Below are 12,125 nucleotides of genomic sequence, written 5' to 3'. Positions count from 1 at the left end.
TCTCTCTCGGTAGCGTGTCCGAGCGGCCGAAGGAGCTCGCCTCGAAAGCGAGTGTGGGGAAACTCACCGAGGGTTCAAATCCCTCCGCTACCGCCAGCAGGATCCGCCCCCGACCTGGAAACAGGCCGGGGGCGGTTTTTTTGTGCCCGGAGGCCTCGGATGACGAGATGTCAGCGAGTGGTTCCGCGCCCCGGTGAGGTCGACCCGGTGAGCGGTCACCGACCCTCCCGGGGCACTCCCGGGACCCTCCCGGACCCGGTTGACCTGGACGTTGCCCGCTGTTCGATACGGGGCGGAGCACTCCCGCGAGCGGCGGCCGGACGCGCTCGCTTTCGGAGGATCCGGGAGAAACGCTCCCGTTCCCGCGACGGCGTCAACCGGATCCCGCCACGTACCCGCTACGTGTCGTACACAAAGTAAAACGCGGCGTGTCCCTGGGTAAAGGGTTGGTCATGTCTGTATAGGTATACGCGTCTTCGTAAAGAAGGCGCATTTCGCCGAGCCCCGACTCATCTCCCGAGCCCCGGTGGCTCCCGGTACCCGTCGCCGGAGTTCGCATCACCCGGGGCGGCACCGCTCAACACCTGTTCCATCCAACGGAATCACCGAACTCCGAACTGCCGCCCGGCGCGTCGACGACGAACCGGGCGCCGGTTCGCGATTCAACGGCAACTGGCAAGGAGACGCTGTGCGTTACGGAACCGCGCTGAGGGAAGAAGTCCACTCTCCGGGCACGACTCCCCTCATCGGCATTTACGACATGTACTCGGCCTCCGTCGTGGCCCGGCACTACGACGGATTCTTCGTTTCCGGATTCGGCTTCGCCGCCTCCCACTACGGGCTCCCCGACATCGGCTTCATCGCCTGGCCGGACATGGTGGCCTTCGTGGAGCGGCTGCGGCTGGCCTTCCCCTCCCACCACCTGCTGGTCGACATCGACGACGGCTACGTCGATCCCGAGGTCGCCTGCCACGTGGTGCAGCGGCTGGAACGGATCGGCGCCTCGGGCGTCATCCTGGAGGACCAGAAGCGCCCCCGCAGGTGCGGTCACGCGGACGGCAAGCAGGTGCTCCCGCTGGAGGAGTACCTGGAGAAGCTCAACCTGGTGCTGGAGAGCCGGAAGGACCTGGTGGTCGTCGCGCGTACGGACGCCACGGAGGAGGCCGACATCCTGCGCCGGGCCGAAGCCCTGGCGGAGACCGACGCGGACGTCGTCCTGGTCGACGGCGTGCGCAGCGTCGAATGGATCAAGCGCATCCGGAAAGTGGTCGGTGACAAGCCGCTGCTCTTCAACCAGATCGCGGGCGGGAAGTCCCCGAGGCTCTCGCTCTCCGAACTGACCGACCTGGAGTGCCAGGTGGCCATCTACAGCACCCCCTGCCTCTTTGCCGCGCACGCCGCCATCGACAGCGCGCTGACGGATCTCAAGCAGTCCGACGGACGGCTTCCCGAGTTCACGGCCCGCGACGGGATCGGTGTGCAGCGCTCCACGCAACTGCTGGAGAAGAACATCAGCAGGCATCACGCCGTGAGCGCGCCCGTGCGTGCGTGAGCGGGTCCGCGAACGCCTGGCACGAACGCCTGGCACGAATGCCTGACATGAACGCCTGACGTGGGCGCCGACACCACGCCAGGAGGGGCGGTCCGGCCCTGTGCCGTTCCGCCCGAACGCCGGGGCCCCGGTGGCGCACCGCACGCGCCACCGGGGTTCCGGCGCCCTTCGAACCCCAGCGAATCAGGCCGTGTCCGGACCGGGACCGCGCGGCCGGGAAAGAGAAACCGGACCATGGGAATCACCTCGCCGAAGGCGCGGGCCGCCCTGGCGATCGTCCTCGGGGCCTTCTGCCAGGGCCAGTTGGCCACCGGTGCCGCCTGGGCCGACGCCCCCGACGGCGGCATGGAGACGCATCACGGACCTTCCTTGATCACCATTGACAACTCCAACGCGGACTCCTGGCTGGAAGTGGACCGGACGCTCAACATCCTCGGCCCCTTCAGCAAGGGCACGGCGGGCAGTGACCACGACGGCGGCGGGGGCGCGATCGAGCAGACCGTGACGGGTTCGCAGAACGGGGGCGTCCAGGCCGCACCGAACGAACGCGGGGACGACGAGGGGGACGAGAAGAAGAACGAGGGGACGACGGAGCCCGGTGGCGGGACGAAGTCCGGTGGCGCGAAGTCCGGGAGCGCGGCGACCGGAGGGGACGACGACGAGGGCGACGCCGACCACGACGCCACCTGCAGGCGGCACGGAAAGGAGGCGAACACCGCCTGCCGGACCTCGCGCTGACCCGGACCCGGCGGAACGAGAAGACGGGCCCCGACCATCACGTCGGGGCCCTTCGCACGTCCCGGGGAAGACCCGTCGCCGGCCCGGCGCTGATCCGGCAGGGGCCGGCACGGGCCCCGAGTGGCCCGTGGGGAGCCTCCGGGGCGCCGTGCACGCCCGTCCCCCGAAGTCCCTTGATCCCCCGGCACATAGTCCGGTTAGACTCTCGCGACTGCTCAGGGAGCTCAGGGGAGGCAGGGCCGAACGGTGCCGGTGAAGAAGGTCATTCTCTACATAGTCGTCGTTTTTGTGCTGTACACGATCATCACTTCACCCGCCAAGGCCGCCGAACTCGTGCAGGTAGGGTTCGAAGGAATCTCGAATGCCGCAAAAGGTGTCGGTCAGTTCATGACCGAACTGGTGAGCTGAGTCCGTACATCTGTGAGGGGTGCTCCTTGATCCGCCATCTGGTCCTCTTCAAGCTCAACGAGGGCGTCACGCGTGACGAGCCCCGCGTCGTCGCTGCCGCGAAGGCGTTCGCCGAGCTCGGCGAGATCATCCCGGAGGTGGAGTTCTGGGAGTGCGCCTGGAACATCACCGACCGGCCGATCGCCTACGACTTCGCCATCAACTCGGCCGCCCGCGACACCGATGCGCTCAAGCGGTACATCGAGCACCCGGCCCACCAGGCAGCCGCCGGGCAGTGGCGTGAGTTCGCCACCTGGGTGATCGCCGACTACCCCTTCTGAGCCGCCCCCGAGCCCCTCGGGCGTACGGCCCCTCACCTTCCGGTGAGGGGCTTTTTCCGTTTCATCCCAGCTCGCCAACCAACACGACGTTATGCGGTGCTTGCACACAGTGCACATGTCTTGTGATGCTATGACCGCTTTTGACGGATGAGTTGACTGAAAAAGGGGTGGCGTTGACCGTGCCGGCCAGTACTGCGCCTGAAGTTCCGCCCCAGACAGCCCTGACCCCGTCTGCACAGGCCCAGTCGCCCCAGAGCCGGTCCGCGCAGGCCCAGCCCGAACAGGCCCCGTCCGAACAGGCCCGGCCGAACCAGCCCGACATCGAGGAGACGCCTCCGGCGAAGAGCCGTGGCGCGGACACCAGGGCGCTGACCCAGGTGCTTTTCGGCCAGCTCAAGGGGCTGGAGCGGGGCAGCGCCGAGCACACCCGGGTGCGGTCGGCGCTGATCGAGGCGAACCTGCCGCTCGTGCGGTACGCCGCCGCGCGGTTCCGCAGCCGTAACGAGCCGATGGAGGACGTCGTCCAGGTCGGCACCATCGGCCTCATCAACGCCATCGACCGCTTCGACCCGGAGCGCGGCGTCCAGTTCCCGACCTTCGCGATGCCGACCGTCGTCGGCGAGATCAAACGCTACTTCCGGGACAACGTGAGGACCGTCCACGTCCCCCGCCGACTGCACGAGCTGTGGGTCCAGGTCACCGGGGCCACCGAGGACCTGACGACGATGCACGGCCGGTCCCCGACGACGGCCGAGATCGCCGAGCGGCTGCGCATCAGCGAGGACGACGTGCTGTCCTGCATCGAGGCCGGCCGGTCGTACCACGCACAGTCCCTGGAGGCGGCCCAGGAGGGCGACGGGCTGCCGGGACTGCTCGACCGGCTCGGTTACGAGGATCCGGCGCTGGCCGGGGTCGAGCACCGCGATCTGGTCCGGCATCTGCTCGTTCAACTGCCCGAGCGGGAGCAGCGGATCCTGATGCTCCGCTACTACAGCAATCTGACGCAGTCACAGATCAGCCAGGAGCTGGGCGTGTCCCAGATGCATGTCTCCAGGCTGCTGGCCAGGAGCTTCGCGCGGCTCCGGTCCGCAAATCGAATCGAGGCGTAACCGGTACGGGTGATCCGTACACAGGGCGGAAATGCCCCACACCCCCTCTTTCCAGCGCAGATTTGTCGACTTGGCGCTACAGCGCGTTGCCGACATGTGACATTCTGCTGGAACCGCGTTTGCCGCAGTCCCCCCTCCGGTATTCAGGTGGAGGCTGCGTTCCTCCGACGGGAGCGTCCGCCGCGACCGTCCGCGACCTCAAGGGGGTGGCATGTCCGCAGAACAGGGCAGCTCGAAGGTGCTCACGAAAGACGCACCTGAGACACTCAGCTCAGAATTGCCGAGCTCTGGCGCCATCGACACCCGCACTCTGTCCCGCTCCCTGTTCCTGCGGCTCGCCGTCCTGGCCGGCCAGGAACCGGACAGCCCGGAGCGCACTTACGTACGGGACACGTTGATCGAGCTCAACCTGCCGCTGGTGCGCTACGCGGCAGCCAGGTTCCGCAGCCGGAACGAGCCCATGGAGGACATCGTCCAGGTCGGCACCATCGGCCTGATCAAGGCGATCGACCGGTTCGACTGCGAACGCGGCGTCGAATTCCCGACGTTCGCGATGCCGACCATCGTCGGTGAGATCAAGCGCTTCTTCCGGGACACGTCCTGGTCGGTACGGGTCCCGCGCCGCCTCCAGGAGCTGCGGCTGGCGCTCACCAAGGCCAGCGACGAACTGGCCCAGAAGCTCGACCGTTCGCCCACTGTTCCCGAACTCGCCCTGGTGCTGGGCGTGTCCGAGGAGGACGTGGTCGACGGGCTGGCGGTGGGCAACGCGTACACCGCGTCCTCGCTCGACTCGCCCTCCCTGGAGGACGACGGCGGCGAGGGCTCGCTGGCCGACCGCCTCGGCTACGACGACACGGCGCTGGAGGGGGTCGAGTACCGGGAGTCCCTCAAGCCGCTGCTGGCCAAACTGCCGCCGCGTGAGCGCCAGATCATCATGCTGCGGTTCTTCGCCAACATGACGCAGTCGCAGATCGGCGAGGAGGTCGGGATCTCGCAGATGCACGTGTCCCGGCTGCTGACCCGCACGCTGGCGCAGCTGCGGGAAGGCCTGATCGGAGAGTGACGTGCCCCCGGACCTGATCTCCGCCGGAGTCGGGCCCGGGGCAGGGACCGGACACAGGCCCCTGGCGCGGACGGAAACCGCTGCCCGCCGGGTTCCTAATTGACGGTCCGTCAGAGACACTGGCGCGATGCGACGCCAGCACTCAGCAATCGCCGCCACCGCAACCGTCCTCTGCCTGGGCGGTCTGGTGGCCGCCTGCGCGGGCGGTACCGCCGACCAGGCCTACGTGGCCGTGGGCGCCGCAGGCGCGGGGCAGACGGCCACCGCCCCCGTACCACCGTCGGGCAAGGTCACCCTGACGCCCCTGGGCGGCCCAGGAGCGTCCTCCGGGCCCGGCAAGGGCGGGAAGTCCAGCGCCGGCGGCTCCACGGCCCCAGCGGGCGCCCCGGGCGCCGGAACCCCTGACGCCCCGGGCACGCCGGGTGCGTCCGGAGCCACGGGCGCACCGGGAGGCGCGGCACCGGGCTCCAGGACCCAGGGCGGTACGGGCACCGGCGCCGGGGGCAGTCCCGCCCCGGGCGACCCCGGCAACTCCGGTTCCGGTCAGTCCCCTTCGGACCCTCCGGCCACCCCGGGACAACCGGGTAACAGCCCGTCGGCCCCGCCGTCGGGCCCCGCCGTACTGAAGATCGGCGATCCCGAGCGGACCGCCACGGACCAGCGCTGGTGCGAAGAAGTGACCGTGCGCTTCAGCAACACCGGTGGTTCACCGATCGCTTCGGGCACGGTCACCTTCTCCACGCACGTCATCGGCGGGGCGGGTGTGGACTGGGCGACCCTGGAGTCGTCCCAGCCACTACCGGGGCCGATCGCCGCCGGTACGGCCCTGTCGAAGACGTACACCGTCTGCGTGGACGACTGGCGGGTACCGCTGGGGATGCACATAGAAACCCGCAGCGTCTCCGCCGACTGGAAGTGACCAGCCGGAACACCGGAGGCTGCGGGAACGGGGCAGTAGAGGACAGGTCCTAGCCGAGCGCGAGCACCGCGACGCCCACGAGAACCACGATCACGGCGACGACCGCGACGATCACGCCGATTCTCGGGCCCGACTGCTGCTGCGGGGGAGCCGCCGGCTGCGCGCTCTGCGGTGCGCCCTCGTCGACGAAGGCGCGGAACATCTGGGTGCTGCCCGCCGGGTCGTAGTTGCCCTCGGGGCCTTGGGGCGCTTGGGGGTTGTGTGCCATGAGGCAGGACCCTAGCGAACCTGCGGGTTCCGCCCAACCCCCGTACCTGCGGGCAGATCGCCCGAAGCGGCCTCCGCCACCTCATTGACCTCACACATGCAAACCTTTTTGGTTTCCTTTGCCTTTCTCAGACGGATTTAATTTGCTTGAGGCAACCAACGGAACTTATGGTTGCCTCAAGCAACAACATAGGGAGGTGTCATGGCCACACAGAGTCAGTACGAAGAACTGGCCAGACAGCTCAGCGCCATCGGCGCGGTCAAGCGGGGCCTCTCCCGCATCCTCCCTCCCGAGTGTCCGACCGGGTCGGCCGCTGTGTTGTCCCTGCTGGGCCAGCACGGCGAGATGCGTATGAGCAGGCTCGCCGAATTGCTCGCCGTGGACATGTCGGTGACCAGCCGGCATGTGGCACACGTCGCGGAGCACGGCTGGATCGAGCGGTCCCCGGACCCTGCTGACAAGCGCTCCCGCATCCTGCGGCTCACCCCCGCAGGCACAGACATGCTCGGCCTGCTCGCCGAGCGACACATCGAATCCCTCGCTCGCACCCTCAGCGACTGGTCCGACGACGAAGTCGGGCAGCTCAATGTGCTCCTGGACCGCCTGCGCGCCAGTTTCGGCGACTGCCGGGCCTGGGCCGGACAGCACGAGCACACCCGTACATCCGCGTAAGTAGAGAAAAAAGGAACTTCATGGCTACGACCACACCAGCCGGTGTGCGGGGCGGCCACGCCAAGCACGGGGGAAATACCACCCCCGGAGACAGTGCGCCGATGACGCACCGGCAGATCATGGAAGCCCTGTCCGGGCTGATGCTCGGCATGTTCGTCGCGATCCTGTCGTCGACGATCGTCACCAACGCCCTGCCCAAGATCGTTTCCGATCTGCACGGCAGTCAGTCCTCGTACACCTGGGTCGTCACCTCGTCGCTGCTGGCGATGACGGCCACCACCCCCCTGTGGGGCAAGCTCTCCGACCTGTTCAGCAAGAAGCTGCTCGTCCAGATAGCCCTGATCATCTATGTGCTGGGCTCGGCCGCGGCCGGTCTCTCGCAGAACTCGTCGACGCTGATCACTTTCCGTGTCGTCCAGGGCATCGGCGTCGGCGGTCTCTCGGCCCTCGCGCAGATCGTGATGGCCGCGATGATCTCCCCGCGTGAGCGGGGCCGGTACAGCGGCTACATCGGCGCCACCTTCGCAGTCGCGACGGTCGCCGGACCGCTCCTCGGCGGTGTCATCACCGACACCAGCTGGCTCGGCTGGCGCTGGTGCTTCTACGTCGGCGTGCCCTTCGCGATCATCGCGCTGATCGTTCTGCAGAAGACCCTGAAACTCCCCGTCGTCAAGCGCGAGGTCAAGGTCGACTGGGGCGGCGCGTTCTTCATCGCGGCGGCCGTCTCGCTGCTGATGATCTGGATCACCTTCGCCGGTGACAAGTACGACTGGATGTCCTGGCAGACGGGCGCCATGCTCGGCGGCTCGATCGTTCTGGGCCTGCTCTTCGTGCTCGTCGAGTCCAAGGCGAGCGAGCCGATCATCCCGCTGCGGCTCTTCCGCAACCCGACGATCACCCTCGCCTCGGTCGCCTCGCTGTTCGTCGGCGTCGCGATGTTCTCCGGCACCGTCTTCTTCAGCCAGTACTTCCAGCTGGCGCGCGGCAAGTCGCCGACGATGTCCGGCGTGATGACGATCCCGATGATCGGTGGCCTGTTCATCTCGTCGACCGTCTCGGGCCAGCTCATCACCAAGACCGGCAAGTGGAAGGCCTGGCTGGTCAGCGGCGGCATCCTGGTGACGGCCGGACTCGGCCTGCTCTCCACCATCCGGTACGACACCGCGTACTGGCACGTGGCGGTCTTCATGGCGCTGATGGGTCTCGGCATCGGCATGATGATGCAGAACCTGGTGCTCTGCACGCAGAACCAGGTCTCCCAGCAGGACCTCGGCTCGGCGTCCTCCACCGTCTCGTTCTTCCGCTCCCTCGGTGGCGCGATCGGCGTCTCGGCGCTGGGCGCGGTGCTCGGCAACCGCGTCACCCACTTCGTCTCCGACGGTCTCCACGACCTCGGCCCGAAGGGCGCGGCCCTGGCCGGCAAGGGCATGAGCAGCGGATCGGTGCCCGACATCAGCAAACTGCCGCAGCCGCTGCGCTCCATCATGGAGAGTTCGTACGGGCACGCCGTCGCGGATGTCTTCCTGTACGCGGCGGTCTGTGCCCTGGTCGCCTTCCTGGTGACGCTGTTCATCAAGGAGGTCCCGCTGCGGACCCGCGCCGTGGGCGCCCCCGAGGGGGAGGCCGCTGCGGCCGAGGTCCCGCCGGTGGCCGACGCCGTACCGGCCCCCGCGGTTTCCCGCGAAAGTGTTCCGAGTGCTGAGGAGACGATGCCGATGCAGTCCACCCCCACCCCGGGTATCGCGATCCACGGTGTGGTCCGGGGCGCCGAAGGCGCACCCGTGGGCCGTGCCGCCGTCACACTGATCTCGCTGGCCGGACGCCAGTTGGGCCGCGCGGTCGCCGAGGGCGACGGCGGTTACACGGTCGACGCGCCGGGCTCCGGTTCGTACGTCCTGATCGCCTCCGCCGACGGCTTCCAGCCGCAGGCGTCCACGGTGGTCGTCGGGGACGAGGGCCTGTCGTACGACATCCTCCTCTCCGGTACGAGCGGACTCGCCGGCATCGTGAAGTCCGCCGACGGCGGCAAGGCCGTCGAGGGCGCCATGGTCGTCGTCACCGATGTGCGCGGCGATGTGCTGGCCACCGGAAAGTCCGGTGCGCAGGGCGAGTTCACCTTCGGTGAGCTGGTGCCCGGCTCGGTGACCGTCGCGGTCAACGCGACCGGCTTCCGGCCGCTGGCCCTGCCGGTCGACGTCGGCGGCCAGGGTGTGACCCGTATCGAGGCCGCCCTGGAGTCCGGCTCGCTGGTCCAGGGTGTCGTACGCGGCGGAGCCGAGCGGCGCCCGCTGCCCGACGCCCGGGTGACCCTGGTCGACGCGGCGGGCAACGTGGTCGCCACGGCGACCACCGGGATCGACGGGGCCTACGGTTTCGCCGACCTCAACTCGGGCGAGTACACGGTCATCGCGACCGGTTACCCGCCGGTGGCGGGCTCGTTGACGGTCGCGGGGAGCGGCATCGACGGCCACGACATCGAGCTGGCCCACCCGGGCGAGTAGGACCGGTTGCCGGCGGGTCCCAGCAGGATCCGTACGGTCTACGCACAGGCTGCCCCAGCGGATGTGGGGCACGGGCCCCGGGCGTGGTGGTGGCGAGCAGGGGACGGCCCGCCACCACCACCCGGGGCCCACTTTTTGAGGGAGAGTAACGGGATGGGACTTCGCGCACAGGTACGGACCCGGGACGGCTGGGCCGTACAGCACGCCGTGGTGACGGTGACCGACATGACCGGCGCCCAGGTGCTCCGGGCGGCCGTGGACGAGAACGGCGCGGTCAGCGCCGACGCGTCGCTGGCCCCCGGCGCGCACACGGTCATCGTGACGGCCGTCGGATACGCCCCCGCCGCGTCGACGGCGTTCGTCACGGCGAGCGGCCGGGCCGATGTGGGCACGGTCGTACTGGCCAGGCAGGGCGGCGTGGAACTCCCGCCGCCGGGAACATGGACGCTCGACCCGGCGCACTCGTCGGTCGGCGCGGTCGCCCAGCACCTCGGCATCTCCAGCGTGCACGGCAGGTTCACCGAGTTCGTGGGCCGCATCGAGATCGCCGAGGACATCGAGAAGTCACGGGTCGAGGCGGTCATCGCCGCCACGTCGATCGACACGGGCAACGGCATGCGGGACGGCCATCTGAAGTCCCCGGACTTCCTGGACGTCGAGCGCTTCCCGGAGATCACCTACAGCAGCACCGGTGTGATCCCCGCGGGTCCGGACCGCTGGACGGTCAAGGGCCGGCTGTCGCTGCACGGCGTGGTCCGTGAGGTGGACCTGGACCTGAGCTACCTGGGCACCGGCCCCGACCCGTGGGGCGGCGTCCGCGCTGCCTTCCGCGCCACGGCCGAACTGCGTCGCGACGACTTCGCGATGAACTACAACCAGGTGGTCCAGGCGGGCATCTCCGCCATCGGCACCACGCTCAAGATCGAGCTGGACATCCAGGCGGTCCAGGGCGACTCGCTGCCCGCGGTCTGACACCGTCCGGCGCGCGACGCGGCCCCGGGAGCGAGCCCCTACCGGGCCCGGCCCCGGGGCCGCTGTGCCGGGGCCGCTGTGCCGGGGGCCGCTGTGCCGGGGGCCGAAGGGTGTCGGCCCGGAACGGTCGCGTCTCCCGCGCGGGGCCGGACGTATCGTGCGGGCATGGCACCCCACATCGCGACCAACACCACCGTCGACCGGGCCGAGCTGCTGGACTTCCTGCGGACCCGGCACCGGGCGATCCTGCTCACCACCCGTACGGACGGCCGTCCCCAGGGCTCGCCGTTGACCTGTGGCGTCGACGACTCCGGACGGATCGTCATGTCCACGTATCCCGAGCGCGCCAAGACCCGGAACGCCAGGCGGGACGCGCGGACGAGTGTGATCGTGCTGTCGGACGAGTGGAACGGGCCGTGGGTCCAGGTCGACGGGACGGCCGAGGTCATCGACTCCCCCGAGTCCGTGGAACCGCTGGTGGAGTACTTCCGCACCATCTCCGGCGAGCACCCGGACTGGGACGAGTACCGCGCGGCCATGGTCAGGCAGGGCAAGTCGATCATCCGGATCACGCCGGAGCGGTGGAGTCCGATCGCGACCGGCGGTTTCCCGGCGCGGCTGGCCTCCTCGTAACGGCCGGCCTCCTCGTCACGACTGGCCTCCTCGTCACGACTGGCCTCCTCGTCACGGCTGCTCCGCCGTTCGGCGAACGCTCGGCCCGGTGACGCGCTCAGCCGGCCGTCCGTTCGGTCAGCCGTCCGTTCGGTCAGCCGTCCGCTTGGCCTCGATGCCCGCGATCAGCAGGTCCACGGCGAAGTCGAAGTCCCGCTCGCGCATCTCCTCGACCGTGTCACCGCCGCGCGCCTGCCTCATGTGCTGCGCCTGCACGAAGGGCTCGCGCAGGCCCGGCTGTTCGCTGATGGTGCCGATGGCCCGCTGGTAGTACGCGTCCTGGCTCATCCCGGCCCGTTCGCAGCGGTCCCGGAAGTGGCCCTCGACGGTGCCGAATCCGTACACGAACTGGAAGACCGCCGCGAGGCCGCCGGTCCGGCCGTGCAGCGGGAGACCGGCCTCGCGCATCACGTCCTGGGCCGCCGAGGTGAACTTCACCGCGTGCGGGCCGATGTTGAGGAACTCGCCGATGAGGGGCGACACCCAGGGGTGACGCACGAGGACGCTGCGGTAGCCGGAGGCGAGGCGCCGCAGCTCCGTGCGCCAGTCGGTCCCGGTACCGGCCTTCGGGGCGTCCGGTGCCGGGGCAGGCGTCGACAGTTCGCCCATCACCGCGTCCAGGGCCAGTTCGAGGAGATCGTCCTTGGTGTCCACGTACCAGTAGACCGACATGGCCGTGACCCCCAGACCGGCAGCGAGGCGGCGCATGGAGAACTTCGACAGCCCCTCGGAATCCAGGAGCCGCACCGTCTCAGCGGTGATCTTCGCCAGGTCGAGCCCGGCCGGCTGATCCGTTCGGCGGGTACGCGTCGCCTTGCCGTCCAGCCAGACACTGGTCCGCGTGGGGCCCTTCGCACGGGCGGCCGTAGTCACCATGGCGCGTCTCCTCCGGAAATCGATGCATCCACCGGGTACCGATATCGATGTTAGG

The 12,125-nt window shown here is 69.1% G+C and carries 13 protein-coding genes and 1 tRNA gene; 12 read left to right on the top strand and 2 right to left on the bottom strand.

Translation table 11 applies throughout. From position 1 onward, the window contains the following. Positions 1 to 8: 8 nt before the first annotated feature. From OG709_RS18925 to OG709_RS18890, 8 genes are all read left to right on the top strand, one after another. Positions 9 to 96: transfer RNA gene (locus OG709_RS18925), tRNA-Ser, on the top strand. 592 nt (positions 97 to 688) lie between these two features. Then, complete coding sequence (locus tag OG709_RS18920) at positions 689 to 1,552, top strand: isocitrate lyase/PEP mutase family protein (RefSeq protein WP_250302235.1); 864 nt, start codon at positions 689 to 691, stop codon at positions 1,550 to 1,552. Between the two features lie 234 nt (positions 1,553 to 1,786). Continuing rightward, on the top strand, positions 1,787 to 2,290 hold the full coding sequence (locus tag OG709_RS18915) for a hypothetical protein (RefSeq protein WP_266641730.1): 504 nt from the start codon (positions 1,787 to 1,789) through the stop codon (positions 2,288 to 2,290). A gap of 246 nt (positions 2,291 to 2,536) precedes the next feature. Further along, on the top strand, positions 2,537 to 2,698 hold the full coding sequence (locus OG709_RS18910) for a hypothetical protein (protein ID WP_250302237.1): 162 nt from the start codon (positions 2,537 to 2,539) through the stop codon (positions 2,696 to 2,698). A gap of 26 nt (positions 2,699 to 2,724) precedes the next feature. Beyond that, positions 2,725 to 3,018, top strand: coding sequence for a Dabb family protein (locus tag OG709_RS18905; protein ID WP_250302238.1), 294 nt, complete (start codon positions 2,725 to 2,727; stop codon positions 3,016 to 3,018). 320 nt (positions 3,019 to 3,338) lie between these two features. Continuing rightward, positions 3,339 to 4,127, top strand: coding sequence for an RNA polymerase sigma factor SigF (locus OG709_RS18900; protein ID WP_374211302.1), 789 nt, complete (start codon positions 3,339 to 3,341; stop codon positions 4,125 to 4,127). 211 nt (positions 4,128 to 4,338) lie between these two features. Beyond that, on the top strand, positions 4,339 to 5,190 hold the full coding sequence (locus OG709_RS18895; protein WP_250302240.1) for an RNA polymerase sigma factor SigF: 852 nt from the start codon (positions 4,339 to 4,341) through the stop codon (positions 5,188 to 5,190). Between the two features lie 127 nt (positions 5,191 to 5,317). Then, entirely contained in the window at positions 5,318 to 6,109 is a 792-nt protein-coding gene (locus tag OG709_RS18890) for a hypothetical protein (RefSeq protein WP_250302241.1), read from the top strand. 49 nt (positions 6,110 to 6,158) lie between these two features. Here the strand turns inward: OG709_RS18890 and OG709_RS18885 are convergent, their stop codons facing one another. Then, positions 6,159 to 6,377, bottom strand: a complete 219-nt coding sequence (locus OG709_RS18885; RefSeq protein ID WP_250302242.1) for a hypothetical protein — start codon at positions 6,375 to 6,377, stop codon at positions 6,159 to 6,161. Between the two features lie 201 nt (positions 6,378 to 6,578). On the opposite strand from OG709_RS18885, the gene OG709_RS18880 reads away from it, so the two are divergent. From OG709_RS18880 to OG709_RS18865, 4 genes are all read left to right on the top strand, one after another. Then, the gene (locus OG709_RS18880; protein WP_250302243.1) at positions 6,579 to 7,049 is read left to right on the top strand and encodes a MarR family winged helix-turn-helix transcriptional regulator; all 471 of its coding nucleotides are present in this window, start codon (positions 6,579 to 6,581) and stop codon (positions 7,047 to 7,049) included. Between the two features lie 20 nt (positions 7,050 to 7,069). After that, entirely contained in the window at positions 7,070 to 9,550 is a 2,481-nt protein-coding gene (locus tag OG709_RS18875; protein WP_329167069.1) for an MFS transporter, read from the top strand. 153 nt (positions 9,551 to 9,703) lie between these two features. Continuing rightward, positions 9,704 to 10,522: a YceI family protein gene (locus OG709_RS18870; protein WP_266641732.1), complete on the top strand. Its 819-nt coding sequence runs from the start codon at positions 9,704 to 9,706 to the stop codon at positions 10,520 to 10,522. Positions 10,523 to 10,687: 165 nt separating this feature from the next. Continuing rightward, positions 10,688 to 11,155 (top strand): PPOX class F420-dependent oxidoreductase, encoded by a 468-nt coding sequence (locus OG709_RS18865; RefSeq protein WP_250302246.1) that lies wholly within the window; start codon positions 10,688 to 10,690, stop codon positions 11,153 to 11,155. Positions 11,156 to 11,272: 117 nt separating this feature from the next. Here the strand turns inward: OG709_RS18865 and OG709_RS18860 are convergent, their stop codons facing one another. Beyond that, complete coding sequence (locus tag OG709_RS18860; protein ID WP_250302247.1) at positions 11,273 to 12,070, bottom strand: TetR/AcrR family transcriptional regulator; 798 nt, start codon at positions 12,068 to 12,070, stop codon at positions 11,273 to 11,275. Positions 12,071 to 12,125: the final 55 nt, after the last annotated feature.

This window comes from Streptomyces sp. NBC_01267 (assembly GCF_036241575.1).
Lineage (GTDB): Bacteria > Actinomycetota > Actinomycetes > Streptomycetales > Streptomycetaceae > Streptomyces.
The sequence above is the reverse complement of the archived record's forward strand: the minus strand, read 5'-3'. Positions and strand labels throughout refer to the sequence as shown.